The following is a 24,994-nucleotide window of genomic DNA, read 5'->3' on the forward strand; positions in this document are numbered from 1 at the left end:
CACGGTGGTGCCGGAGCTGACGGGCGCGCTGTAAGCACGCGCCAGCCGTGTTTCGACGCGGCAACCAGGAAGTGAAGCAGTAGAGTGAAGTCGTGAGGCTGCGGGCGTCGCGCCCGCAGCCGATTCGCATGAGGAGGACGCTGGCGACGACGGACGTCCTCATGCGAATCGGACATTCTCGAATGGCAAACAGGGAAGAGCGATGGACAAAGTCGATTGCGCCGTCATCGGCGCGGGCGTGGTGGGACTGGCTGTGGCGCGCGCGATGGCGCTCGCCGGGCGCGAGGTGGTCGTTCTGGAGTCGGAGCGCGCTATCGGCACGGGGACCAGTTCGCGCAACAGCGAAGTCATCCACGGCGGCATCTACTATCCGCCCGGCTCGCTCAAGGCAAAGCTGTGCGTGGAGGGCAAACATCGGTTGTACGAGTTTTGCCAGACGCATGGCGTCGCGCATCGTCGGTGCGGCAAGCTCATCGTGGCGACCACCGATCATCAGGTCGCCGAACTCGAAGCCATTGCCGCCAATGCACATGCAAGCGGTGTCGACGATCTTCAGTGGCTGAGCGCTGGCGAGGTCGCACAACGTGAACCCGAATTGCACACCTTTGGTGCGCTGCTCTCACCGTCAACGGGCATCGTCGACAGCCACGGTCTGATGCTTGCGTTGCAGGGCGACGCCGAGAACGCGGGGGCGATGTTGGCGTTCGACGCACGTGTGACGGGCGCCCGTGTGGGCGGTGCCAGGGGCATCGAGCTGGATGTCGAGACCGAAGGCGTCACGTCGACCTTGCTCGCCGACACCGTCGTCAACAGCGCTGGACTTCACGCGGTCGATATCGCCCGCAAATTCGAGGGTCTGGCGCCCGAGTCCATTCCGCAGCGGTATTTCGCGAAGGGCAGTTACTTCTCGTGTGCGCAGCGTGCCCCCTTTACCCATCTGATATATCCGGTTCCGGAGCCGGGGGGATTGGGCGTGCATTTGACGCTCGATCTCGGCGGGCAGGCGCGATTCGGTCCCAACGTGCAGTGGGTCGAGGAGATCGACTACACAGTGAATCCTTCAGACGGCGACGGTTTTTATGCGGCGGTGCGACGCTATTGGCCGGCGCTGGCCGACGGCGCGTTGCAGCCTGGCTATGCGGGCATTCGGCCGAAGATCAGCGGGCCGGGCGAGCCGGCGGCGGATTTTCGCATCGACGGGCCTGCGGTGCATGGCGTGGCGGGACTCGTGAATCTGTTCGGCATCGAGTCGCCCGGCCTGACAGCGTCGCTGGCCATTGCGCAAGCGGTGAGCGCAGCGCTTTCCTGACGCGCCACATCGAGCGCGGCGCGAGGCATATGCAGCGATGGACCCGGGCTGCGTAGCGCGCAAGGAGGGCGAATCGCAAGCATCGTACGAATCCTACGAATGGGCGAGATGGACCGCCCGGTCACATCTCGCGTAGACGTGCTGCAAACTGCTATCTGGCTAACCCCGTGATGCCTTCCGGACGGTACCGCGAGCATTGCGCGGTATTCCTGTCGGAGGGAATCTTTGCGTCGGTGAAACCGCTTGAGCCGGTGTGCGGGTCAGCACACCCGACGCTTTAGCGCACAGCGACCGGCGGCTTCCACGACGCCGGATTCGTCCAGAACACACCGCGCAGGCGATCGGTGTCGCCACACGGCGTGCTGCGGGCCGGTTTGCTGATTTGACCTGCACAGGCGCTGATATCGCGGCCCGATTGTTGCAGGCGTTTCAGGATCGTATCGAGCATGCCCGATTCGCGCCATTCATTCAGTTTGCGACGGCAGGTCGGCACGGAGGGGTACTGCATGGGCAGCTTGGACCAGCTCTCGCCAGTGAACAGCACCCACAAGACAGCATTGGTCAGCGTGCGCTGCTCGACTTGAGGGCGGCCGCGTCGTTCCGTACGGACCGGACGGTCGCAAATCAGATCACGCAGGGCGTGCCATTCAACGTCGCTCAGTTCATTAAACATAACACCTCGACCCAAAACAAACGGAGGCGCCGCAGGGGGCGAGTCCGGGTTTCGCGATCGGGCACGTCCGGTGCAATCTGGTGCGTGCGTATCGTCAAAACTCGGCCAAGGCGGCGTCGATCCCCGATGCTGGAAATACAAGCAACAAGCATGCCAGGAGATCGGGTTCTCTTTTGAAGAACGCCGCGCTCGGGTCGAACCACACTGCGAAGGGAGCGTTTGACCAGCAAAAAAACGCCCACTTGGCAGGTGGGCGCAGCTCCTGAGTGGCAATTGGGATAGGCAATCGCAAAAGCGTCAGGAGAAAAGGAATACGTGCCTTTTGGTCTGTCCGGATCGTTTGTTGTTCTCGGCTCAGACCAGGGTGTCTCGCTCCACATGCGCCAGCTTGTCAAGCTTGCAGGCGCAATAATGACAAAAACCTCGGGTCGACGCGCTTCGGAATTACCCCCATTGCGGTGCATGCGCGGTGAGCGGAAATCGGGACGTGAGAATGCGCAAAAGGGCACAAAACGTCGCAAAATCAACGCCCGGCGGTGATGCGTCTGCCCAAGATGAGTGCCGGTCTGCGCCCCGATAGGGCACCAGGGCGCACGAACGGGCGCAACTTGTCGCAACCGCAGCGAGCGAAGCGGCGCAACCGGCTCTCGTCTGGTGAGAAAGTGGCCCGGTCGCCTCATGGTCTTCCGTCATGGTCGTGCGACGGGACCGTAGCCTATAATGTGCGCCTTCCATGAATATCGTCTATCGGCTGCGCGGCACCGCCGCACACCGGTCGGCGCCATTGTGCGCAAACGGCATGAGCAACGACAGCGATAACAAATACTCGGTACCGGGCCTTGAGCGCGGCCTGCGCATTCTCATGACGTTCTCGGCGCGCGAGCCAGTGCTTGCGGGCGCGGATCTGGCGCGACGTCTGGACATTCCCCGTTCGACGGTGTTTCGTCTGCTACAAACGCTGGAAGCCGAAGGGTTTATCGAAAAGGCCGGCGACGATCGTCACTACCGACTCGGTGTGGCAGTCCTGCGGCTCGGCTTCGAGTATCTGAACTCGCTCGAACTGACGGATCTGGGCACGCCGGTCATCGAAAAGCTGCGCGATGCGACCGGCTTTTCGAGCCACATCCTGATTCTCGATCAGCGCGATGCCGTGTTCGTAGCGAAGGCCGCGAGCCGCGAAATGGTGTTCGGAACCGTGCGCGTGGGAACGCGCTTGCCCGCCCACGCGACCGCTGTCGGTCACATTCTGCTAGGCGATTATTCGTTGCCTTCGCTCAAACAGCTCTACCCGGAGCGCAAGCTCGAAGCCTATACGACACATACGCCCACGACCGTCGAGGCGCTGTACCGCGTGGTGCAGGAAGACATCGCCCGTGGTTACAGCATGAGCCAGGCATTCTTCGAGCAGAACATTTCGACGATTGCGGCTCCCGTACGTAATCATCGTGGCCAGATCGTTGCTGTCATCAGCGTGACGATTCCGCAGGCGCGTGTTGAGGCCGATCTGCTCGAAAACGGTATCGTCGAGAAAGTCGTCTCCGCCGCCGATGAACTGTCCCACAAACTCAATTACCGGGCCGAACGGGTTGGGGTTTCGGGCTGATTTGGCGCTTATTTGACCGGACCCCCTCGGTCTTTTCGCCTCGCCGCCATCGCCACCCTCCGGGCAGCATCAACAGCCAGCCCCCTGACTCCGCTCCACTACCTTTAAGTCGCTACGTCAGGGGGCTGGCTGCTGACGCCACTCATATGCCCCCCGTGCTTCTCTTCCAGTGCAGAAGTCGTCGGCTGAAGGGGTACATTTTTCGGCTTACCCCCTCGGTCCTTTCGCCTCGCCGCCATCGCCAGCCTCCGGGCCGCATCAACAGCCAGCCCCCTGACTCCGCTCCACTACCTTTAAGTCGCTACGTCAGGGGGCTGGCTGTTGACGCCACTCATATGCCCTGTGATGCACCCTTATGCACCCTGAATTGGCCCGTGTTTTGCCTTGGTTTCTTCGAACCTTCCGTCAGATTTTTCTGCACACGCGCGTGAGCTTTCTCTTTAGCATCTGCGCAACATCAATAAACGCTGACTTTTTTTCTGCTTGTCTCGCTGAAACCACTTCGCCATAATTGTCTCACCTATTAACTATCGTTTCATAGGTAAGACAAAATCGATGCGACGATCGGCACGTCTTTGTGGGCATCGACGATGTCGACACAGGGTGTAGGACGGCCTTAAAGCATTGGGAAGCAAACAGGAGTGGATGGTGAAGAGACGTAGTATCGGCGCAGCCTGCCTTCTGGCATGCGCTGGCGCGGCACATGCCGCAGGCAATTCGTTGCAGATTTACGGCACGGTCGACGATGGCCTCACTTACGTGAGCAATCAGGGCGGCGGACGTTTGTTCAAGATGGACGCTGGTATCGGTCAGCCGGACCGCTTCGGTCTCAAGGGACGTGAAGACCTCGGTGGTGGTCTCGCCGCAGTGTTTCAACTGGAGCAGGGCTTTAACACCAGTTCCGGGGCGTTGATCAATAGCGGGGTGGAGTGGAACCGTCAGGCCTGGGTCGGGCTGGCGAGCGATCGGCTCGGTACGGTGTCGATCGGCCATCAGACGGACTTCATGCAGGACGTCTCGATTCGCTATTCGAACGGCTTCTGGCAGCACAATCTCTACGCCTATCACCCGGGCAACCTCGACAATCTTGCGAACTCTTCGCAGATCGACAACGCGGTGAAATGGAACAGCGCGAGCTTTCACGGACTGACCGGCGGCCTGATGTACGGCTTCGCAGGCGGCAACGCGCTCGGTCGCACGGTCGGCGGTTACCTGAAGTACGACAACGGACCGCTCTCGCTCGCAGCGACTTACGTAAGTATCAACAAGCGGACTTTCGACTTTTCGTCACGTCTGGGCATTTCGTCGATCTTCGGCCAGTCGGTGCTCTCCGCGACGAATCTGTTCAAGTCGGATGCCGTGAACAACACCGGCGTCGGCGCCTCCTATCGCATTTCGTCGCGCTGGAACGTACATGCGCTGTACACCCGCAGCGAAGTACGCGCGCCCGGTGGTTCGGGCAACATGTTCAACTATGACGTGGGGACGGAGTACCGGGTGACGCAGGCGAATGCGCTCACGCTGGGCTATTCGTATTCGTCGTTCAATCACACCCACTACAACCAGATCGAAGCGGGCGACCTTTACTCGTTCTCGAAGCGCACGCAATTGCAAGCGCAGGTGACGTACATCGGTGCGACCGGTAACAACCACGCCGCGTCGTATCCGATCGGGGCATCCAGCAATCACGATCAGATGCTGGTGCGCGTTGGGATGTATCACAGCTTCTGATGCGACGACGTCATCGGAGATGCCGTCGTGCCGCTCCGATGACGTTGGCGATCGATGGCAGGTTTTCGGGCGCGCGTGCCCGTGCACATTTCGAGATTCAATATGTCAGTTTCTCTGCCCCCGTCGTCCGTGCAGCGCCCGTCGAAGGTGCGCTACTGGATGCTCTTTCTGGTCTTCGTCGGCACGGTCATCAACTATGTGGATCGTGCCAATCTCTCAGTTGCGGCGCCCATGCTCAAGCAGGAGTTCGGACTCGGCCCCGTCGAGTTGGGCTTCATTTTCTCGGCCTATGCGTGGACCTACGTGATCGCCAATATTCCCGGTGGCTGGGTCATCGACCGCTTCGGCACGCGCGCGATCTATGGCGTGGCCATTCTGAGCTGGTCGGTGTTGACGTTCATGCAAGGGTTTACTTCGCGCTTTGCGACCTTGTTCGGCATGCGTCTCGGGGTCGGTGTCGCGGAAGCGCCGACGTTTCCGGTGAACAACCGCGTCGTGTCGATCTGGTTCGCGCAACGCGAACGAGGGGTGGCCACGAGCGTCTACCTCGTCGGGCAGTACATCGGCATGGCTGCGCTCACACCGGTGCTGTTCTGGATCGCCCACACGTGGGGATGGCGCGAGATTTTTTATGCCACAGGGCTGCTGGGCATCGTCTGGGCGGGCGTGTGGTTCGTCGGCTACCGCGATCCGGACAAGTGTTCGTGGGTAAACGCTGCGGAGCTTGAGCACATTCGCAGCGGCGGGGCACTCGTGGAGGTCAAGTCGGCGCAAAAGGCCGAGTCGCAGAAATTCCCGTGGCGCAAGCTGCTGGTGCTGTTTCGCAATCGCCAGATCATCGCGATCTGCGTGGGTAAGTTCGCGTCGCTCTCTTCCCTGTACTTCTTCCTGACGTGGTTTCCGACGTACCTGATCACCGAGCGCCATATGACGGTGCTCAAGGCGGGGGGCATGACGTCGGTGCCGTTCGTGGCGGCGTCGATCGGGGTGGTTTGCGGCGGTCTGCTCTCGGACTGGCTGCTGCGTCGCGGTGTCGCTGTCGGCACGGCGCGTAAAACGCCCATCGTCACGGGCCTGTTGCTGGTGCCGACGATGTCGCTCACCGTGCTCACGGACGCCAACTGGCTCGTGATCGCCATCATGTCGTTTGCCTTTTTCGCGCAAGGCGTGGCGTCGGCATCGTGGTCGCTGGTGGCGGACATCGCCCCCAAGGGCATGGTCGGCATTACCGGAGGCGCGGTGAACTTCGCGGGCAACCTCTCGGGCATCATCACTCCGATTGCGATTGGCTTCATCGTGAAAGCGACAGGCTCGTTCGGCTGGGCGCTCGGCCTGATCAGCCTCTTCGCGATCGCCGGCGTGCTGTGCTATTTGCTGCTGCTCGGCGAAGTGAAACGCATCGAACTCGACGATGATGCGGACGATGCGCAAGACGTGGACGGTGCGCCCGGTACGGTGACGCGCAAGGCACGGACGATTTAAGATCGTGCCAGGTGTCAGGCCTCCACGGCCTGACGCCGGTAGTCGCCCGGGCGCGCGCCTGTCCACTTGCGAAATGCCCGGAAGAAGGCGCTTGGGTCCGCAAATCCCAACGACAGCGCAATCTCCAGCATGGGTTTGGACGTGTGGCACAGGGCGTGAATCGCCAGATCGCGCCGCAACTGATCCTTGATCGACTGGTACGACTGCCCCTCTTCCTCAAGCCGCCGACGCAACGTCGAGGGCGTGGTGTGGAATTCACTCGCCAGCGTTTCGAAGGCAGGCCAACTGTCCGTCGGCAACGCCTTCAGTCGTCGCCGCACCCTGGCCACCATGCCCTTGGTGTTCTTGTATTTGAGGATGATGTTGCCCGGCGCAGCACGCAAAAATTCCTTTACGCTCACCTCGTTCTGCACGACCGGCAAGTCCAGACACGCGGCGTCGAACTCGATGGCTGTGTGCGCAGCGTTGAAGACCAGACGTGCCGAATACATCGTGCGGTATTCGTCGCTATAGACCGGCTCGTCGAACGCGAAGTAGGCCGTGCCGAGTGTGACGCGCCGTGCAATCAGCCAGCACGTCAACGCGTAGAAGAGGATCAGCAGCGTTTCGTGTCCGAATATCCGAGGGGCTCTCGCATCCGCCCGTTCGTGCACTTCCAGGCGGGCAAGCGCACCGTCGCGCACCAGATGCATCTCGAGATCGTCGAGCAACAAGCCGAAGAAACGTGTCGCACGCTGTAACGCCTGCTCCAACGTTCGGCAGGTCACGACGCTGTGACACAACATCGCGAAGCTGCCGACTTTCATGCGACGCGAATCCTGACCGAAGAATTCGTCGTCCAGCGCGAGACTGATCAATCGCCAGAGATGTGCATAGCGATCTGCCGACACACGGCCTTGCGCACGTGTGAGCAACGAGGGGGCGATATCGGCGGCGCGAAGCAATGCCGCCGGATCGCCCCCGAGTCGCTCGACGTGCGCCAATGCGTTGATGACGAAATGTATCGAAATGCTGCCTTTTTCCATGCGTCGCGAATCGGAACCGGCGGAATGCCATAGCGGGGGACGCAGGAATTCTAGCAGTGCGGCCCCTGATGGCGCTTCCGGCGCCGTCCGAAAAGAGGATCGGCGTATTCCGAATTCGCTGGCGAACCGGGGCGTGGCCTCGTTCGCGACGGGAGATGGCGATGCCGGGCAGGCTTACTTCGGTGCCATGCGAAGCGCGCCGTCGAGGCGAATCACTTCGCCGTTAATCATGGTGTTCTCGACGATGTGGCGCACCAGCGCGGCATATTCGGATGGGCGACCCAGGCGCGGTGGGAAGGGCACCGAGGCGCCCAGTGCCGCCTGCACTTCCGGGGTCATGCCTGCCATCATCGGCGTTTCGAAAATCCCCGGCGCGATCGTGACGACCCGCACCCCCACACGCGCGAGTTCGCGGGCTGCCGGCAGCGTCAGGGCGGCCACGCCCCCCTTCGACGCAGCGTAGGCGGCCTGACCGATCTGTCCGTCGAACGCGGCAACCGACGCCGTATTCACGACCACGCCGCGCTCGCCCTCGGCGTCGGCCTCTCCTTCGGCCATGGCCGATGCCGCAATACGCAACACGTTGAACGTGCCGATCAGGTTCACGTTCACGATGCGCGCAAAGCTGTCCAGTTGATGAGGACCTTGTTTGCCAAGAATGCGCTCGCCGATGACGAGTCCCGCGCAATTGACGACGCCGTTCAATGCACCGAAAGCGCTTTTGGCCGTATCGACCAGGCGCTGAACGTCCTCTTCCTTGGTAATGTCAGTGGCGACGAAGCGAGCGGCATCGCCCAGCGCTGCGGCTTGCTTTGCGCCGGCTTCGGCGTTGATGTCACCGAGCACAACCCTGGCGCCCGCGTCGACGAACATGCGGGCCGTTGCCGCACCGAGGCCGGACGATGCGCCGGTAACGAGAAAAATACGATCCTTGATTTGCATGAGATGCGGTTCCTGAGGAGGCAGAGTCGAAGGTGTTGGGCGCGTTGGGTGTGTTTGGTGCGTTCGGTGCGTTCGGCTACGTCGCAAACAGGGCGCTCAGGCGGCCGCGGCAGACGCCTGCGTGGCCTTCGCGATTTCCTGATTGCGCAGAATGAAGCGCTGGAGCTTGCCGCTCGGCGTCTTGGGCAATTCCGCGACGAATTCGATTTCACGCGGGTAGGCATGCGTTGACAAGCGGTGACGGACATGCTCCTGCAATTCACGGGCCAGCGCGTCGGTCGGGGCGAACTGTGCGTGCAGCACCACGAACGCCTTGACCAGTTCCGTGCGTTCCGGATCCGGCTTGCCTACCACCGCCGTTTCGACGACCGCCGGATGTTCGATGAGCGCGCTCTCCACGTCGAACGGGCCAATACGATAGCCCGACGAGGTGATCACGTCGTCGTTGCGACCGACGAAGCTGATGCTGCCGTCCGCATTGCGCTCGACCGTGTCGCCGGACAGGTAGTAGTCGCCCACGAACGCGGGCGTCTCGCGTTCCCAGTAGCCCGTGAACCACATCAGCGGCGATTGCCTGCGATCCAGCGCGAGGACGCCGGGCACGCCCACAGGGCACTCGCGTCCCTCGTCATCGAGCACCACGACGCGGTGCCCGGGCGATGCAAAGCCCGCTGCCCCGGATTGCACCGGATGGGCCAGTGCATGGTGATTGCACACGACCATGCCGAGCTCCGTCTGTCCGTAATGGTCGTGAATGGTCACGTCGAGGTGCTCCGCGAACCAGCGAATGACCTCGGGGTTGAGGGGCTCGCCTGCGCTGGACACTGCGCGCAGTTGGCCCTTGACCGGGGCAGCCGCTTTTTCGCCACCGGCGATCAGTAGTCGGAACGCCGTGGGAGAACCGGCAAGGTTGGTGATGCCGAGCTTGTTGACGATGCGATACGTGCTCTCGACGGTGAAAGGGCCGTCGTAGAACGTGGTGGGCGTACCTGTCGCGAGCGGGCCCGTGACGGCGTAGTAGAGCCCGTACGCCCAGCCGGGATCGGCGATGTTCCAGAAGGTATCGGTCGGGCGCAGATCGACGGCGTCGCGCATATAGCCCACGAACGCGAGAATGGCGCGCAGCGGCACCATGACCGGTTTGGCCGCGCCGGTGGTGCCCGAGGTAAACATCATCATGAAGGGGTCGTCGCCACGACGCATGACCGGCTCGAACGTGGCAGCGTGCTGCTCGACCTCATGCCAGAAGCTGAAGTCGCCGCGTTCCACGCCCTGACCGCGTGCACCGCTGACGGTGACCACCGGCGGGCAGTTCGCAACTTCATGCAGCTTGCTGCGATTCGCGGCGTCCGTGACGACCAGCTTGCTTTGCGCGCTATGCAGCCGGTGTTCGATGGCCTTGGGCCCGAACGCCGTGAAGAGCGGCTGATACACGGCGCCGGCGCGCCATGTGCCAAGAATCGTCACGAGAAGTTCGGGCGTGCGCGGCAACAGGCCGCTGACGCGGTCGCCCGGCTGCACACCCTGTTCGCGCAGGAAGTTGGCGAAGCGGGCGGAAAGCGTTTGCAGTTGCTTGAACGTCCACGTCTGGCTCGTGCCGTCCTTGCCTTCCCAGAAGAGCGCGATGCGCCCGGGAAGGGCGTGCCGGTCGCAACATTCGACGCAGGCGTTCATTGCGTCGAGATCGCCATCGAGCGTGGCGCGTACCGTGGCGTCGAGGTCGAACGCATCATAGGCCTGAGCGTAATCCGCAGTCATGGGTTGTCTCCTGTTGTCGGAAGCCGGCCGGCGGGGGGCGCCGAGGATGCAAGACCCCGGCGCGCATGACCGCCCGCCCGTGGCGCCGTCTCTGGACCGGAAATGGGCGCGACGCTCGTGGGCGTTGGTGAAGTCGATCCTAATGGGTTGCGCTCACGGCAGGCAATGGCTAAACGGGTCAGAGTGCGTGAGGGATTTATCCACTCCGCAATCAGGGGGATTGCGCGGCGCAGCAAAGATCGCGGGGCACGGCAGCGCACGACGCCTCGGCAGATGGCCACGCTGCAAGGGTTTTTCCTGATCGGAATACGGAAGATTCCGATGGCAATTCCGCTCAGCCAATTTGCCGTTTTTGGCTATGGTGCCAAGGCCGCGGGATGCCTACACTGGCTCCATCGACAAGGCGCAGGCGTCGACAATGGATTCGACGTGATGTCGATTACCTTCCGAACAGGCCGTGGCGCAGGAGACAGAACATGGATTTTTTCACTGAAGACCAACGCATGATTCGCGATATGGCGCGTGCGTTTTCCAGCGAGCAACTCGCACCGAACGCTGCACAGTGGGACAAGGACTGCGCGTTGCCTGACACGATGGTGGCGCAAATGGGAGAGCTGGGTTTGCTCGGCATGATGGTGCCCGAGCAATACGGCGGGTCATACACGGACTACACGGCGTATGCGCTGGCCATGGAGGAGATTGCGACCGGTTGTGCCTCGACCGCGACGATGATGTCCGTCCATAACTCGGTTGGCTGTGCGCCGATTCTGAAATTCGGCACCGACGCTCAGCGCGAGCGCTGGCTACCGGATCTGGCGGCCGGCAAGAAGATCGGTGCGTTCTGTCTGACGGAGCCTCAGGCCGGGTCCGAGGCCAACAACCTGCGAACGCGCGCCGAGCGTCGGGGCGACAAATGGGTGCTCAACGGCAGCAAGCAGTTCGTGACGAACGGCAAGCGTGCAGCAGTGGCGATCGTGTTCGCCGTCACGGACCCCGCGGCGGGCAAGCGTGGCATTTCGGCGTTCATCGTGCCAACGGACACGCCGGGGTTTGAAGTCGGTCATCCCGAGCACAAGCTGGGTATTCGCGCGTCCGATACGTGTCCGATCACGCTCGTGGACTGCGAAGTCGGCGATGACGCCATGCTCGGCGAGCCGGGGCAGGGGTTGAAGATCGCGCTGTCCAACCTGGAAGGTGGCCGCATCGGCATCGCTGCGCTGGCGCTCGGTATTGCGCGCGCGGCATTCGAAGCGGCGCTTCAATATGCGAACGAGCGTCAGCAGTTCGGCAAGCCGATTCGGGAGCATCAAAGTATCGCGAACATGCTGGCCGACATGACCACACGGATCAACGCGGCGCGCTTTCTGATTCTGCACGCGGCGGCGCTGCGCACGCAGGGGCTGCCGTGTCTGTCAGAGGCGTCGCAGGCAAAGCTCTTTGCCTCCGAACTTGCCGAGTGGGTATGCACCCATGCGATCCAGATTCACGGCGGCTACGGGTATCTCGAGGACTACCCGGTGGAGCGCTACTACCGCGACGCCCGCATCACGCAAATCTACGAGGGCACCAGCGAGATTCAGCGTCAGGTCATCGCCCGTGCGCTCGACTGAGGCGGCGCGGCATTGATTCCAGCATTGCGTTCCAGTATCGCGAGGAGAACGACGAGTGAGTTTGCACGATAGCGTCATCGAAACGCAGGACGAAGTTCTGTTCGACGTGATCAACGGATTCGGCGTGATCACGCTCAATCGGCCGAAGGCACTCAATGCCATTACGCATGGCATGGTGTGTGCCATGTGGGCGCAACTCAATGCGTGGAGCGATGACCCGTCGGTGCATGCCGTGTTGATCGAGGGGGCGGGGGAGAAAGCGTTCTGTGCCGGGGGCGATGTTCGCGCACTGTATGAAAGCCGGGTGAACAACGCCACCGACCATCAGGCATTCTTCGTCGACGAGTATCGCCTGGACTACCTGATCCACCGATATCCGAAGCCGTATATCGCACTGCTCGACGGTATCGTGATGGGCGGGGGCATGGGGGTGGCGCAGGGGGCGGCACTGCGCATCGTAACGGACCGCACGCGACTTGCCATGCCCGAGACCGGCATCGGGTTGTTCCCGGATGTGGGGGCCAGCTGGTTTCTCGGGCATCTCGCGCCGACGCTCGCACGCTACCTGGGACTGACCGGTGTCACGATCACTGCGGCCGATGCGCTTTACTGCGGTCTGGCCGATGTCTGGATCGAGGGGGACGCCAGTGCGCGATTGCGCGAAGTGGTGGAACGGTTCGACTGGGCGCGGCTAGCGGATGGGGCATCCGGCGCATCCGGTGTGCCCGGCGTATCGGGAGCGCCCGATGCCAGCGGCCTTCTCGACGCGCTTCTCGACGCACTGCGCGCCGCGATTCTGCCGCTGGGCCGGACATGGACGGATGCCGCCCCGCTTGCGGGCGTGAGAGGTGCGCTGGACAAACATTTCAGCGCCATCGACGTGCGGGGCGTCGTCGCGTCGCTGCGTGCGGACGTCGGCATCGCGGCCGACGCCTGGGCGAACGACACGCTGACAGCGCTGCAACAGCGCTCGCCGCTCAGTCTGTGCGTGACAGACCGGCAGTTGCAGAAGGGGCGCCGTCTGGACCTGGCCGACGCTTTCCGTATGGAGTTGGTGTTGGGTTATCACGCATTTGCGTCGGGCGATTTTGTCGAAGGCGTGCGTGCATTGCTCATCGATAAGGACAAGCAACCACGCTGGCGATATGCGACATTGGCCGACGTGCCGACCGAGGCGGTCGATGCGTTCTTCGTCTCGCCGTGGGCCGACGGTGAGCATCCGCTGGAGGCCCTCGGGCGTTGAGCATGCCGCCTCACAGCGCTGGGCAAAACCCTGCTACCCGGTTCGGCAACTCGGGCGCCGCGCCCTAGTGAGCGCTGCGCGCTCGACGCTCGACCAACGCGGCGCTTGAACTCGGCGAAACGCATGCGACAATGCCGGTTTTGCGGGGGACCGCACAACCCGTTGGAGTCCAGATGCTCGTCGAAATCGCCCGTCTGTTGCTAGACCTCGTCTTCTCGCTATTCGGCGCTTTGTTGCTATTACGTGTGTGGATGCAGGCAACACGACTGCCCCCGCGTAACCCGCTCTCACAAGGCGTATTTCAATTCACCAACTGGATTGTGTTGCCGCTGCGGCGCGTCGTGCCCGGCGTCGGTGGTATCGACTGGGCGTGCGTGATCGGCGCATGGCTGGCCGCCATTGCGTACCTTGTGCTGATCACTGCGGTGGTGGGGGTGTCGCCGGTCTCGGTGTTCCCGAGAGGCTTGCTCGTGGCGCTGGTGCTCGTCGCCAAGTGGGGGGCGAATCTGGTGATGTGGCTCACGCTGCTAATGGCCGTGCTGTCGTGGGTGAATCCCCGTGCGACTGCCATGCCGATTCTCCAGCACCTGCTCGACCCGCTGCTGCGTCCCATCCGTCGCGTCATCCCGACGGTCGGCGGCTTCGATCTGTCGCCGCTTGGGCTGTTCCTGCTCATGCAGATTCTGCTGATCGTGCTCGCACGTCTGAGCCTGTTCTTCGCCACCCTTTGATGATGCCTGGGCAGGTGGCGATGCTGCCTGCCAAACGCCAACGCGTTCTTTGACGCAATTCGGCGGCCCGCAAACGCCACCAAGGCCGCAATGGCCTCTCCGATTTCACGTCGCGCTCAAGTCGCGCTCACGTCGCGCTCAAGTCGGTCTCAGACCCTTCTCGCGTCAACGTGACGCTCTCGTCACCTCGACGTCACGTCCCCGCGCTCTTGGCGGGCGCCAGCGACAGACGTGGGGCTTCCGCAGGCTCGATGCCTGAGCGCGACAATCCCAACCGTTGCAAGACACGGTGACCGTCTTCGGTCACGCTCACTTTCGTTTGTCCTTCGGCCACGGCGACCTGCACCAGACGGGCCTGCTCCAGTGCAGCGAGATCGGGCGATTCGAGCGCATCGGCGTCGATCGGTCCAAGGGATGCGGCCGCCAGCAGCAGCGTGGCGATTTCATGCGGGCTCAGCATGGTCATGCTCCTTGAGGCGAATAGTGTTCACGGCGACATCGTCAGCGTAATGGGCAGATGTAAGCCCGTGACTACGCCATGTTTACTGCACGTTACGACTCGCCTCCGACCAAGCCTCCCCAGGCGGTCCTTCGACTGTCCTGTCTCTGTTGGCTGACATCAACATCCACCGGGCCGTGAAACCGTACTTCAGCGTCGGATCGCAAAGCGTCCGGCAAGTTCGTGCATTCGGGTTTCCCCTAGTATGCCCGCTTTTCGCGTATAGCGGTGACCTATCCCCCTTGTTTTGACAGGGTTTGCGGGGGTGTGGCGGGCATGTGGCGTCATCGAGTGGACCGTCTGTCGTCATTTGAACTATTTTTTTTCTTTTGACGGGGTGCTGATGAAAATATACTTTCCTTCACTCTGAAGGATCGCTGCTACTCATGATTGACGCCGACTCGTTGCCCGCCGACTTGCCGCTCACCGAGCGGATCGTGCGCGCCATGCCCGAACTGACGCCCGCGCAACAGCGCATGGCGGCGTTCGTGCTCGACAACACGTTCCGCGCGGCAACCATGCGAATCGACGAATTCGCCGATGCGGTCGGTGTCTCGCTCGCTACGGTGAATCGTTTTGCGCGAGCGCTTGGCTTCGACGGCTATCCGCAGTGTCGCGCCGCCATGGTGCGCGGCTATGAAGCGACACTCGCGCCGATCGAAAGCCTGCGCACGAGCAAGGCGCAGGCAAGCGCGAGTGCCGATGTGATGGCCGCGTCGCTCTCGCAGGCCATCGAGAACCTGGAATGGACGCGCCGCGCCCTTGACGCCGGCACCTGCGAGCGCGCCGTCGAATCGATCTTGCAGGCGCATCGCATTTACGTTCTGGGGCTCGGCGCAAGCGGCTACCTCGCGGGTCTGTTGCATCACGGTCTCGATCCGTATTGCGAGAACGTGCAATCGGTCGTCGGTGCAGGCGGATCGACGCACGCTGCACGTCAGCTTTTCAAATTGCGCGAGGGCGATCTGGTGATCGCGCTCGGTTTCCCGCGTTATGTCTCTGACACCGTGACGCTGTGCCGACGCCTGCGCGGGCGCGGCGTCTCGGTGATGGTGCTGACCGACAGCCCCACATCGCCGCTCGCGCCGTTGGGGGATATCGTGATTTTCGTGCGTAGCAAGCCGCGTTTGTCGAGCAACTCCGAAGCGAGTGTGCTGGCCATGATCGACGCGATTTGCGACGCCGTCGCGCAACGCGCCAAGCACGCGGTCGATCGCGCCACCGAATTGACGGACTTCCTGCTGCCGTGGCTCGATTCGGCATCGCTGAACGCCACGGGCACGCCGAACGCGCCGGCCAATGCGGTCGCGTCGGGGCGCGTCGGCACCTCACCACGCAGCGCCGCTTCGGCGGCGGCCAGTGCCACGGCAACGGCGCTCTCGAACGCGGCCGCCGCCGCGACGACCGTCACGCAAAGCCTCCCGAATCCGGCCCATCAGGCCACACCCCGTCATGCTTCCGGCGCGTCGTCAGGCGCGTCATCAGGCGCGACGGCCGGGGCGACGGCCCCGGACAGAAAGGACAACGCATCATGAGCCACGCCCAACGTGCGGTCATCGCCATTCACGGCGGTGCCGGAACGATCAGCCGCGACACGTCGCCCGAAGAACTCAAGGCGTATCACGAGGCATTGGCCGATGTGCTGCGCGCCGGTCAGGCCGTGCTGGCCGCCGGTGGTTCGGCGCTCGACGCCGTGACCGAAGCCGTGCGTCACCTCGAAGACTGCCCTCGCTTTAACGCGGGGCGCGGCGCCGTCTTCACGCATGAAGGCACGCATGAGCTCGATGCCGCCATCATGAACGGGAGCACGCTCGATGCGGGCGCGATCGCCTGTGTGCATCGTGTGCGCAATCCGATCCTGGCGGCCCGTCTGGTGCTCGAGCGCAGCCCGCACGTCTTGCTCGTCGGGGACGGCGCGGAAGCCTTCGCCGCCGAGAACGGTGCGGCGCTGGTCGATCCGGAATATTTTTTCACCGAAGCGCGTTATGCCCAGTTGCAGCGCGCGCTTGCGAGCGCGGCCGTCTCGCTCGATCACGATATGCCGCTCAGGAAGGAGCCGATCGATCCGGACACCAAGTTCGGCACGGTAGGCGCGGTTGCCTGCGACATGCAGGGTCACGTGGCCGCCGCGACGTCGACGGGCGGGATGACGAACAAGGCCGTCGGTCGCGTTGGCGACTCTCCTCTGATCGGCGCCGGTTGCTACGCAAACGATGCGACAGCGGCGGTCTCGGCCACAGGCACGGGCGAGGCGTTCATTCGTGCGGTCGCCTGCTACGAGGTCGGCGCACTCATGGCGTATGCCGGACTATCGCTCCATGACGCGGCCGAACGCGTAATTCGAGAGCGTCTGCCGCGCGTGAACGGCCGGGGCGGGCTGATCGCGGTCGACGCGCAGGGTAACGTGGCGCTCCCGTTCAATACCGAAGGGATGTATCGCGGCGTGGCCCGCGTGGGTGAAACGCCGGTGACGGCCATTCACGAATAATCGAGATGGAAAGCCCCGCTCGCTCCCGTATGGACGAGCCGGTGAGCAGGCGAGCAGGAAAGGCTGGGCGGCGTATGGCACCGATCACAAGGCCACCCGCCCGGTACCGGATTGAGCCAGTGAAGATAAGCGAGGACAGGCGTGGCTGAGCGTAAGACAACCCCAACGATTTCGTTGCCCGACGAGCGCGTGCTCGACGTGAGCGGCATTACCGTGCAGTTCGCGACGTCCGAGCGCGTGGTGACGGCCGTGCGCGACCTGTCCTTCCACGTCGACCGCGGCGAAACGCTCGCTATCGTGGGCGAATCGGGGTCGGGCAAGTCGGTGACGTCGCTCGCCGCCATGCGGCTTGTCGAGAATGGCGGTGGACGCATCACCCAGGGCTCGATGATCATGCGCCGCCGCAACGGCAAACTCGTCGACCTCACGCGCGCGAGCGGCAGCACCATGCGCAGCATTCGCGGCGCAGACATGGCCATGATCTTCCAGGAGCCCATGACCTCGCTGAACCCGGTGTTCCCGGTCGGCGAGCAGATCGCCGAATCCATTCGTCTGCACCAGGGCAAGGACACCGCCGCCGCACGCGCCGAAGCATTGCGCATGCTCGAACTTGTGCGTATTCCCGAAGCGCGTCGCGTGCTCGGGCGCTTCCCGCATCAACTCTCCGGCGGCATGCGCCAGCGCGTGATGATCGCGATGGCGCTCTCGTGCAAGCCGGGACTGCTGATCGCCGACGAACCGACGACGGCGCTCGACGTGACGATTCAGGCGCAGATTCTGCAATTGATCCGGGCGCTGCAAGACGAGATGCACATGGGCGTCGTGTTCATCACGCACGACATGGGCGTGGTGGCGGAAGTGGCCGACCGCGTGCTGGTCATGCACCGTGGCGACAAGGTGGAAGAGGGCCGTTCGGCGGAGATCTTCGCCGCGCCGCGCGAACGTTACACGCAGGCGCTGCTCTCGGCGGTGCCGCGTCTGGGATCGATGCAGGGCACCGATTTGCCGGCCCGCTTCCCGTTGCTGCGCTACGACGCGCCGGCCGACGCGAAACCCGCCGCCGAAACGCCGCAACCGACGGTTAGAACCGATGCCGGTCCGATTCTGCGCGTGAAGGATCTCGTGGCACGCTTCGACGTGCCCTCGGGCTTCTTCGGCCGAGTGAAACAACGCGTGCATGCCGTCGAGCGTGTGAGCTTCGACCTGTATCCGGGGGAGACGCTGGGCCTCGTGGGCGAATCGGGGTGCGGCAAGTCGACGACCGGTCGCGCATTGCTGCGCCTGGTCGCGAGTCAGGGCGGTTCCATCGAATTCGGCGGCAAGCCGATTCACGACCTCGCAGGCCGCGCCTTGCAAACGCTGCGCCGCGACATCCAATTCATTTTCCAGGACCCGTTCGCGTCGCTCGATCCGCGTTTGACGGTGGGCTTCTCGATCATGGAACCGTTGCTGGTGCACGGCGTTGCCAGCGGTGCCGAAGCCGAGAAACGCGTGGCCGAATTGCTCGAACGCGTGGGCTTGCCCGCCGAATATGCGCAACGTTACCCGCACGAGTTTTCGGGCGGTCAGCGTCAGCGCATTGCGATTGCCCGCGCGCTCGCGCTCAAGCCCAAGGTCGTGATCGCGGACGAATCCGTCTCGGCGCTGGACGTCTCCGTGCAGGCGCAGATCATCAACCTGATGCTCGATCTGCAAAAGGAATTCGGCATCGCGTTCCTGTTCATCTCGCACGACATGGCGGTCGTGGAGCGCATCAGCCACCGCGTGGCGGTGATGTTCCTGGGGCAGATCGTCGAGATCGGTCCGCGTCGCGCCATCTTCGAGAATCCGCAGCATCCGTACACGAAGAAACTCATGTCGGCGGTGCCGATTGCCGATCCGGCGCGTCGCCATGCCAAGCGCGAGTTGCTCACGGAAGAGATTCCGAGCCCGATCCGTCTGGTCGGCGACGAGCCACAGGTGCAGCCGCTGGTGGAAGTCGGCGCCGGGCACTTCGTGGCGCGTCACCGCGTGGCCGGGGCGTACTGATCGATCGCGGCACGCATGTCCCCGGGGGGACGCGTGCGCCGCGGGAGTGGGCGGTAGTTTTATGCAGTGTCAGGCAGTGACCGGAAGTTTTCAGCAGTTTTAGTCAGTTGCACGTCTTGTTGTCACCTTAATGCCCGCCAAGTGGCGCAGTCGAACGACTCGCCCGCGGCGACCCCGTCAGACCAGAAGGAGAAAGACAGATGTCGAAAAACGTTTTGTTGGGCGCTCGCTGGAAAACCGCGCTCGCGTCCGTCGCCGTGGCGTCCGCCGTGTTCGGTGCCGCCCCGGCGTTCGCCGCCAAGGATGTCGTGATGGCCGTGCAGTCGACCTTCACGACGATGGATCCGTACGACGCGAACGATACGCTGTCGCAAGCCGTCGCGAAGTCGTTCTACGAAGGCATGTTCGGTTTCGACAAGGACATGAAGCTCGTGAACGTGCTCGCCGAGAGCTACACGGTCTCGCCGGACGGCCTCGTCTACACGATCAAGCTCAAATCGGGCGTGAAGTTCCAGGACGGCACGACCTTCGACGCGGCTGCGGTGAAGGCGAACTTCGATCGCGTGACGAACCCGGAGAACAAGCTCAAGCGTTACAACCTGTACAAGGAAATCGCCAAGACTGAAGTGGTCGATCCGCACACGGTGAAGTTCACGCTGAAAGAACCGTTCTCGCCGTTCATCAACACGCTGGCACACCCGTCGGCCGTGATCATCTCGCCTGAAGCGCTCAAGAAGTACGGCAAGGACATCGCGTCGCACCCGGTCGGCACCGGCCCGTTCGAGTTCGTCGAATGGAACCGTACCGATTACGTGAAGGTGAAGAAGTTCGACGGCTATTGGAAGAAGGGCTACCCGAAGGTCGACACGATCACCTTCAAGCCGGTTGTCGACAACAACACGCGCGCGGCCGTCATGCAAACGGGCGAAGCCGGTTTCGCTTTCCCGGTGCCGTATGAGCAGGCCGACGGCCTGAAGGCCAGCGGAAAGGTCGACGTGATCGCCGGCCCCTCGATCATTCAGCGCTATGTGAGCTTCAACACGAAGCAAAAGCCGTTCGACGACGTGCGCGTGCGTCAGGCCATCAACTACGCGATCAACAAGGAAGCGCTGGTGAAGGTGGCCTTCGCGGGCTACGCCATGCCGGCCGAAGGCGTGGTGCCCAAGGGCGTCGACTACGCGGCCAAGACCGGCCCGTGGCCGTACAACCCGGCCAAGGCCAAGGAACTGCTCAAGGAAGCGGGTTACCCGAACGGTTTCGAGACGACGCTGTGGTCGGCTTACACGTACACGACGGCGCAGAAGGTGATCCAGTTCGTGCAGCAGCAACTGGCGCAGGTCGGCATCAAGGCGCAAGTGCGCGCCCTCGAAGCCGGTCAGCGCGTCGAACTGGTCGAGTCCGCACCGGACCCCGACAAGGCGCCGGTGCGCATGTACTACGTGGGCTGGTCGTCGTCGACGGGCGAAGCCGACTGGGCGCTGCGTCCGCTGCTGAGCTCGGAGTCGTTCCCGCCGAAGCTCTTCAACACCGCCTACTACAAGAACGAGGCGGTCGACGCCGACTTCACCAAGGCGCTGCAGACGACCGACCGCGCCGAGAAGACGAAGCTGTACACGGATGCACAACAGAAGATCTGGAACGATGCGCCGTGGGCCTTCCTCGTGACGGAAAAGCTGCTGTACGCCCGCAACAAGAATCTGTCGGGCGTGTACACCATGCCTGACGGTTCGTTCAACTTCACCGATATCTCGATGAAGTAATCGAAGCCATCACCGGTGAAGTCGGGCGCGATGCGCTCGCGTGATGTTCCCCGCGCCGCCGGCTACGGCTGGCGGCGCGGTCTACCGCAAGACATGGTTTTGGCAAGACGTTCGGCAAGATTGCGATGCTCAATTACTTTCTCAAACGCCTGCTCGGCCTGATCCCCACGCTGCTGATCGTGGCAGTGCTGGTGTTCGCGTTCGTGCACATGTTGCCGGGCGACCCGGCGCGTCTGGCCGCGGGTCCGCAGGCAGACGAGGCGACCGTGGCGCTGGTGCGCCAGGATCTCGGCCTCGACAAGCCGCTGCTCACACAGTTCACGAACTTCATCACGCACGCGGTGCGTGGGGACTTCGGGCTGTCCATGCGCAGCAAGCAACCCGTCTCGCAAGAGATCTCCAGCCGCTTCATGCCAACGCTGTGGCTTACGCTGGTGAGCATGATTTGGTCGGTGCTGATCGGCATGGGACTCGGCGTGGCGTCCGCCGTGTGGCGCAACCGCTGGCCGGACCGACTCGGCATGACGTTCGCCGTCTCGGGTATTTCGTTCCCGGCGTTCGCACTCGGCATGTTGCTGATGCAGATTTTCTCGGTGCAACTGGGCTGGCTGCCGACGATTGGCGCCGACTCGTGGAAGAGCTACATCCTGCCCTCGATCACACTGGGCGCGGCGGTGGCCGCCGTGATGGCGCGCTTTACCCGCTCCGCGTTCGTCGAAGTGCTGCACGAGGACTTTGTGCGCACCGCGCGGGCTAAGGGGCTCAACGAAATGCACGTGGTGTTCAAGCATGCGCTGCGCAACGCCATGATTCCCGTCGTTACCATGATGGGCCTGCAGTTCGGTTTTCTGCTCGGCGGCTCGATCGTCGTCGAGGTGGTGTTCAACTGGCCCGGACTCGGACGCCTGCTGATCGACTCCGTCGAGATGCGCGACTATCCGGTGATTCAGGCGCTGGTGCTTCTGTTCTCGCTTGAGTTCATTCTGATCAACCTCGTGGTCGACGTGCTGTACGCCGTCATCAACCCGACCATTCGTTACAAGTGAGGCAAGCAAGATGAGCGCAAGCCAACCGACAACTCAACCGGGTGCAGCGAACGCGGCCACCGCGAGCGGCAACCGCGTGCGCACGCCGTGGCGCGAATTCTGGCGCAAGTTCAGGAAGCAGCACATTGCGATGGTCGCCGGCGTGTTCGTGCTGCTGCTGGTCGTTCTCGCGATTCTCGCACCGCACCTCGTACCGTTCGATCCGGAGAACTTCTTCGACTATGACGCGCTCAATGCGGGTCCGTCCGCGAAGCACTGGTTCGGCGTGGACTCGCTCGGTCGCGACATCTTCAGCCGCGTGCTCGCGGGCACGCGCATCTCCCTGGCCGCCGGCTTCGGCTCGGTCGCGCTGGGCGCGGTGATCGGCACCGTGCTCGGCCTGCTCGCCGGATATTACGAGGGCTGGTGGGACCGCATCGTCATGCGTATTTCCGACGTGCTGTTCGCCTTCCCGGGGATTCTGCTCGCCATCGGCGTGGTGGCCGTGCTGGGTAACGGCATGATCAACGTGATCGTGGCCGTGGCCATTTTCTCGATCCCGGCGTTCGCGCGGCTCGTGCGCGGCAACACGCTGGTGCTCAAGCATCTGACGTACATCGAAGCGGCCCGCTCCATCGGCGCGTCGGACTGGACGATCATCATGCGGCACATCCTGCCGGGCACGGTGTCGTCGATCGTCGTATATTTCTCGATGCGCATCGGCACGTCGATCATCACGGCGGCGAGCCTGTCGTTCCTCGGGCTGGGCGCGCAGCCGCCTACCCCGGAGTGGGGCGCGATGCTCAACGAGGCGCGTGCCGATATGGTCAACGCGCCGCACATCGCCATTTTCCCGAGCGTGGCCATCTTCCTGACCGTGCTCGCCTTCAATCTGCTCGGCGACGGCCTGCGCGACGCGCTCGATCCCAAGCTCGACCGGCATTGATGCATTGCTGTTTTCACAGGAGCGCGAAATGATCCCCGTGTCAGACTTTCGCGAAGCGTTGTTCGGTGCACCCCACGTCGGCCTTTTGCCGGCCGGGCCGCGCGACGCGATCACCGATGTGCCGGGGGTCTTCGTCGGCCATGTCACGCTCGCCGACGGGCCGGTGCAAACGGGCGTGACGGTCGTCTGCCCGACGCCGGCCAGCCCGGCCGACGCCGGAGGGGCCAGTGCCGACGCCGTATCCCCGAGCGGGCAGTGGGATCCGTTTCGCACCAAGATTCCCGCCGGTGCGGCGATCATCAACGGCTTCGGCAAGAGTGTCGGCCTGATGCAGATCGACGAACTCGGCGTGGTGGAAGCGCCGCTCGCGCTGACCAACACGTTCTCCGTGAGTCACGTGGCCCTCGGTCAGTTGCGCGCGGCGATCGCCGCCAATCCCGAGATCGGCCGTGGCGGTCCATCGCTCAATCCGACGGTGTTCGAGTGCAACGACGGCTATCTCAACGACATGCAGGCGTTTGCCGTGACCGAGGCGCATTATGCGCAGGCGCTGGCGAACGCGTCGTCGGACTTCGCGCAAGGCGCGGTGGGTGCTGGGCGCGGCATGTCCAGCTTTGGCCTCAAGGGCGGTATCGGTTCGGCGTCGCGCGTCGTGGAGACGGCCGGGGCGTCGTTTACCGTGGGGGTGCTGGTGCTGTCGAACTTCGGCCGGCCGTCGCAACTGACGATTGCCGGACGCCACGTCGGCCCGGTCCTCGACGAGCGCCTCGCGCAGCCCGAGCAACGCACAGCGCCCGAGCGAGGCTCGATCATCATGCTGGTGGCGACCGATGCGCCGCTCGACGCACGGCAGTTGCGCCGCGTGGCGACGCGTACCGGCGCCGGGCTGGCGCGTACCGGTTCGGTCTACGGTCACGGCAGCGGCGATATCGCGCTGGCGCTCACGACGGGGTACACCATGCCGCACGACGCCATGGGGCGCGTTGCACCTGCGGCGCTGGTGCCCGATGCGCTTCTCGATCCTATTTTCCAGGCGACGGTCGACGCCACCGAACAGGCGATCCTGCACGCGCTCTTTGCTGCCGAGTCCGTACTCGGGCGCGACGCCCACGTGCGACGCGCGCTGGCGGACGTGCTGCCCGACTGGGCCACGCTCTAGGCCGGAAATCGATGCCGGGCCGCCGCCACTCATGAGATGACCGACACTATGCGAATCCTGATTTCCACCGATATCGAAGGGGTTGCGGGCGTTTTCCACGCCGAACAGACGCGCGCCGGTAATGGGGAGTACGAGCGAGCACGCCGCTGGATGACGCGCGAGGCCAACGCGGCCGTCGAAGGCGCTTTTGCCGGCGGCGCGACCGAAGTGATGGTCAACGACTCGCACGGCGGCTTTCGCAATCTGCTGCCCGACGAACTCGATCCGCGCGCGCGCCTGGTGCTGGGCAAGCCACGCTATCTGGGCATGGTCGCCGGCGTGGAAGCCGGTTGCGATGCACTCTTCATGATCGGCTATCACGGCAAGGCGCAAAGCGCCGGCATTCTGGCGCATACGATCAATAGCTTCGCGTTCGCGCGCGTCTGGTTGGGCGGCGTGGAGGCGAGCGAAGCGATGTTGTACGGCGCGCTGGCCGGCGAGCGGGGCGTGCCGATGGTCATGGCCAGCGGCGACGACGTGTTCTGCGAGGAAACGCGGCTCATCTTCCCGTCCGCCCAGTACGTGCAGACGAAGGCGGCGTGGGGGCAGGGCAGCGGCATGACGCTCAGCCCCTCGCAATCGTGCGATCTGATTCGCGAGGCCGCCAAGGTGTCGCTCGAAGACTCGCGCAAGTGGCATACCTACACCGTGCAAACGCCCGTCGAAGTGCGATTGCAGGCCCAGACGACGGCACTGGCCGATCTGTTCTGCCAGTGGCCGACACTCGAGCGCATCGACGGCGTCACCCTCCAGTTCGAAACGCCCAGCGTGGAAGCCGCGGTTCGCATGCTGAACTGCCTGTCTGCCATGTCGTTCATGCTGCGTTGAGCAGGATCTGACCGCCCATCGCCCATCGCCCGGCGAGCGAGGAAACAGGACGCGGAATTCGCCGCCTGGAATGCTGGTACCCCGTCCAAATGGGGCCTATCCTCCTGATTCGCAG

General features: G+C 63.4%; 21 protein-coding genes. 16 read left to right on the forward strand and 5 right to left on the reverse strand.

The window, feature by feature from the left end:
* Nucleotides 1-202 precede the first annotated feature (202 nt).
* Nucleotides 203-1,309, forward strand: a complete 1,107-nt coding sequence (locus tag PCA31118_RS24635; protein ID WP_150627597.1) for an NAD(P)/FAD-dependent oxidoreductase — start codon at nt 203-205, stop codon at nt 1,307-1,309.
* A gap of 277 nt (nt 1,310-1,586) precedes the next feature.
* On the opposite strand, the gene PCA31118_RS24640 is transcribed toward PCA31118_RS24635, so the two are convergent.
* On the reverse strand, nt 1,587-1,982 hold the full coding sequence (locus PCA31118_RS24640; RefSeq protein ID WP_039399697.1) for a transposase: 396 nt from the start codon (nt 1,980-1,982) through the stop codon (nt 1,587-1,589).
* 799 nt (nt 1,983-2,781) lie between these two features.
* On the opposite strand from PCA31118_RS24640, the gene PCA31118_RS24645 reads away from it, so the two are divergent.
* From PCA31118_RS24645 to PCA31118_RS24655, 3 genes are all read left to right on the forward strand, one after another.
* Entirely contained in the window at nt 2,782-3,585 is an 804-nt protein-coding gene (locus PCA31118_RS24645) for an IclR family transcriptional regulator (protein ID WP_150627639.1), read from the forward strand.
* Nucleotides 3,586-4,230: 645 nt separating this feature from the next.
* A complete protein-coding gene (locus tag PCA31118_RS24650) occupies nt 4,231-5,316 on the forward strand; it encodes a porin (protein ID WP_150627598.1) in 1,086 nt (361 codons plus the stop codon).
* Nucleotides 5,317-5,418: 102 nt separating this feature from the next.
* Nucleotides 5,419-6,798: an MFS transporter gene (locus PCA31118_RS24655; RefSeq protein WP_246190423.1), complete on the forward strand. Its 1,380-nt coding sequence runs from the start codon at nt 5,419-5,421 to the stop codon at nt 6,796-6,798.
* A 14-nt stretch (nt 6,799-6,812) separates the two neighbouring features.
* On the opposite strand, the gene PCA31118_RS24660 is transcribed toward PCA31118_RS24655, so the two are convergent.
* The 3 genes from PCA31118_RS24660 to PCA31118_RS24670 form a co-directional block, all read right to left on the reverse strand.
* The gene (locus tag PCA31118_RS24660) at nt 6,813-7,823 is read right to left on the reverse strand and encodes an AraC family transcriptional regulator (RefSeq protein WP_150627599.1); all 1,011 of its coding nucleotides are present in this window, start codon (nt 7,821-7,823) and stop codon (nt 6,813-6,815) included.
* Nucleotides 7,824-7,997: 174 nt separating this feature from the next.
* Nucleotides 7,998-8,765, reverse strand: coding sequence for an SDR family NAD(P)-dependent oxidoreductase (locus PCA31118_RS24665; RefSeq protein WP_150627600.1), 768 nt, complete (start codon nt 8,763-8,765; stop codon nt 7,998-8,000).
* Nucleotides 8,766-8,861: 96 nt separating this feature from the next.
* A complete protein-coding gene (locus tag PCA31118_RS24670) occupies nt 8,862-10,523 on the reverse strand; it encodes an AMP-binding protein (RefSeq protein WP_150627601.1) in 1,662 nt (553 codons plus the stop codon).
* Nucleotides 10,524-10,625: 102 nt separating this feature from the next.
* Here PCA31118_RS24670 and PCA31118_RS24675 point away from each other — a divergent pair, with 102 nt between their 5' ends.
* The 4 genes from PCA31118_RS24675 (at nt 10,626) to PCA31118_RS24690 (ending at nt 14,107) form a co-directional block, all read left to right on the forward strand.
* The gene (locus PCA31118_RS24675; protein WP_150627602.1) at nt 10,626-11,030 is read left to right on the forward strand and encodes a hypothetical protein; all 405 of its coding nucleotides are present in this window, start codon (nt 10,626-10,628) and stop codon (nt 11,028-11,030) included.
* Entirely contained in the window at nt 11,000-12,133 is a 1,134-nt protein-coding gene (locus tag PCA31118_RS24680) for an acyl-CoA dehydrogenase (RefSeq protein WP_150627603.1), read from the forward strand. Before PCA31118_RS24675 ends, PCA31118_RS24680 begins: the two co-directional genes overlap by 31 nt.
* Nucleotides 12,134-12,188: 55 nt before the next feature.
* The gene (locus tag PCA31118_RS24685; protein WP_150627604.1) at nt 12,189-13,376 is read left to right on the forward strand and encodes an enoyl-CoA hydratase/isomerase family protein; all 1,188 of its coding nucleotides are present in this window, start codon (nt 12,189-12,191) and stop codon (nt 13,374-13,376) included.
* Between the two features lie 173 nt (nt 13,377-13,549).
* Entirely contained in the window at nt 13,550-14,107 is a 558-nt protein-coding gene (locus PCA31118_RS24690; protein WP_044455050.1) for a YggT family protein, read from the forward strand.
* A gap of 193 nt (nt 14,108-14,300) precedes the next feature.
* Here PCA31118_RS24690 and PCA31118_RS24695 read toward each other — a convergent pair whose 3' ends face one another.
* On the reverse strand, nt 14,301-14,567 hold the full coding sequence (locus PCA31118_RS24695) for a hypothetical protein (RefSeq protein ID WP_174990595.1): 267 nt from the start codon (nt 14,565-14,567) through the stop codon (nt 14,301-14,303).
* A 425-nt stretch (nt 14,568-14,992) separates the two neighbouring features.
* On the opposite strand from PCA31118_RS24695, the gene PCA31118_RS24700 reads away from it, so the two are divergent.
* The 8 genes from PCA31118_RS24700 to PCA31118_RS24735 all read left to right on the forward strand — a co-directional run bounded on the left by PCA31118_RS24700 (nt 14,993) and on the right by PCA31118_RS24735 (nt 24,879).
* Nucleotides 14,993-16,141 carry a MurR/RpiR family transcriptional regulator gene (locus PCA31118_RS24700; protein WP_150627605.1) on the forward strand — a complete coding sequence of 383 codons (1,149 nt, stop codon included), beginning with the start codon at nt 14,993-14,995 and terminating at the stop codon, nt 16,139-16,141.
* Nucleotides 16,138-17,094 carry an isoaspartyl peptidase/L-asparaginase family protein gene (locus tag PCA31118_RS24705; RefSeq protein ID WP_150627606.1) on the forward strand — a complete coding sequence of 319 codons (957 nt, stop codon included), beginning with the start codon at nt 16,138-16,140 and terminating at the stop codon, nt 17,092-17,094. Before PCA31118_RS24700 ends, PCA31118_RS24705 begins: the two co-directional genes overlap by 4 nt.
* A gap of 141 nt (nt 17,095-17,235) precedes the next feature.
* Nucleotides 17,236-19,122: a dipeptide ABC transporter ATP-binding protein gene (locus tag PCA31118_RS24710; RefSeq protein ID WP_044455055.1), complete on the forward strand. Its 1,887-nt coding sequence runs from the start codon at nt 17,236-17,238 to the stop codon at nt 19,120-19,122.
* A gap of 200 nt (nt 19,123-19,322) precedes the next feature.
* Nucleotides 19,323-20,882, forward strand: a complete 1,560-nt coding sequence (gene gsiB / locus PCA31118_RS24715) for a glutathione ABC transporter substrate-binding protein GsiB (RefSeq protein WP_150627607.1) — start codon at nt 19,323-19,325, stop codon at nt 20,880-20,882.
* A gap of 125 nt (nt 20,883-21,007) precedes the next feature.
* Entirely contained in the window at nt 21,008-21,928 is a 921-nt protein-coding gene (gsiC, locus tag PCA31118_RS24720; protein WP_150627608.1) for a glutathione ABC transporter permease GsiC, read from the forward strand.
* Nucleotides 21,929-21,938: 10 nt separating this feature from the next.
* The gene (gene gsiD / locus PCA31118_RS24725) at nt 21,939-22,853 is read left to right on the forward strand and encodes a glutathione ABC transporter permease GsiD (protein WP_150627609.1); all 915 of its coding nucleotides are present in this window, start codon (nt 21,939-21,941) and stop codon (nt 22,851-22,853) included.
* A gap of 28 nt (nt 22,854-22,881) precedes the next feature.
* Nucleotides 22,882-24,012 carry a DmpA family aminopeptidase gene (locus tag PCA31118_RS24730; protein ID WP_150627610.1) on the forward strand — a complete coding sequence of 377 codons (1,131 nt, stop codon included), beginning with the start codon at nt 22,882-22,884 and terminating at the stop codon, nt 24,010-24,012.
* 48 nt (nt 24,013-24,060) lie between these two features.
* A complete protein-coding gene (locus PCA31118_RS24735; protein WP_150627611.1) occupies nt 24,061-24,879 on the forward strand; it encodes a M55 family metallopeptidase in 819 nt (272 codons plus the stop codon).
* Nucleotides 24,880-24,994 lie beyond the last annotated feature (115 nt).

Source organism: Pandoraea captiosa, from assembly GCF_902459775.1.
Lineage (GTDB): Bacteria > Pseudomonadota > Gammaproteobacteria > Burkholderiales > Burkholderiaceae > Pandoraea > Pandoraea captiosa.

What these genes read in the sequence shown, in the direction of transcription:
- PCA31118_RS24635 (WP_150627597.1), top strand. Translation starts at nt 203, where the DNA reads ATGGACAAAGTCGATTGCGCCGTCATCGGCGCGGGCGTGGTGGGACTG.
- PCA31118_RS24640 (WP_039399697.1), bottom strand. Translation starts at nt 1,982, where the DNA reads ATGTTTAATGAACTGAGCGACGTTGAATGGCACGCCCTGCGTGATCTG.
- PCA31118_RS24645 (WP_150627639.1), top strand. Translation starts at nt 2,782, where the DNA reads ATGAGCAACGACAGCGATAACAAATACTCGGTACCGGGCCTTGAGCGC.
- PCA31118_RS24650 (WP_150627598.1), top strand. Translation starts at nt 4,231, where the DNA reads ATGGTGAAGAGACGTAGTATCGGCGCAGCCTGCCTTCTGGCATGCGCT.
- PCA31118_RS24655 (WP_246190423.1), top strand. Translation starts at nt 5,419, where the DNA reads ATGTCAGTTTCTCTGCCCCCGTCGTCCGTGCAGCGCCCGTCGAAGGTG.
- PCA31118_RS24660 (WP_150627599.1), bottom strand. Translation starts at nt 7,823, where the DNA reads ATGGAAAAAGGCAGCATTTCGATACATTTCGTCATCAACGCATTGGCG.
- PCA31118_RS24665 (WP_150627600.1), bottom strand. Translation starts at nt 8,765, where the DNA reads ATGCAAATCAAGGATCGTATTTTTCTCGTTACCGGCGCATCGTCCGGC.
- PCA31118_RS24670 (WP_150627601.1), bottom strand. Translation starts at nt 10,523, where the DNA reads ATGACTGCGGATTACGCTCAGGCCTATGATGCGTTCGACCTCGACGCC.
- PCA31118_RS24675 (WP_150627602.1), top strand. Translation starts at nt 10,626, where the DNA reads ATGGGCGCGACGCTCGTGGGCGTTGGTGAAGTCGATCCTAATGGGTTG.
- PCA31118_RS24680 (WP_150627603.1), top strand. Translation starts at nt 11,000, where the DNA reads ATGGATTTTTTCACTGAAGACCAACGCATGATTCGCGATATGGCGCGT.
- PCA31118_RS24690 (WP_044455050.1), top strand. Translation starts at nt 13,550, where the DNA reads ATGCTCGTCGAAATCGCCCGTCTGTTGCTAGACCTCGTCTTCTCGCTA.
- PCA31118_RS24695 (WP_174990595.1), bottom strand. Translation starts at nt 14,567, where the DNA reads ATGCTGAGCCCGCATGAAATCGCCACGCTGCTGCTGGCGGCCGCATCC.
- PCA31118_RS24700 (WP_150627605.1), top strand. Translation starts at nt 14,993, where the DNA reads ATGATTGACGCCGACTCGTTGCCCGCCGACTTGCCGCTCACCGAGCGG.
- PCA31118_RS24705 (WP_150627606.1), top strand. Translation starts at nt 16,138, where the DNA reads ATGAGCCACGCCCAACGTGCGGTCATCGCCATTCACGGCGGTGCCGGA.
- gsiB (WP_150627607.1), top strand. Translation starts at nt 19,323, where the DNA reads ATGTCGAAAAACGTTTTGTTGGGCGCTCGCTGGAAAACCGCGCTCGCG.
- gsiC (WP_150627608.1), top strand. Translation starts at nt 21,008, where the DNA reads ATGCTCAATTACTTTCTCAAACGCCTGCTCGGCCTGATCCCCACGCTG.
- gsiD (WP_150627609.1), top strand. Translation starts at nt 21,939, where the DNA reads ATGAGCGCAAGCCAACCGACAACTCAACCGGGTGCAGCGAACGCGGCC.
- PCA31118_RS24730 (WP_150627610.1), top strand. Translation starts at nt 22,882, where the DNA reads ATGATCCCCGTGTCAGACTTTCGCGAAGCGTTGTTCGGTGCACCCCAC.
- PCA31118_RS24735 (WP_150627611.1), top strand. Translation starts at nt 24,061, where the DNA reads ATGCGAATCCTGATTTCCACCGATATCGAAGGGGTTGCGGGCGTTTTC.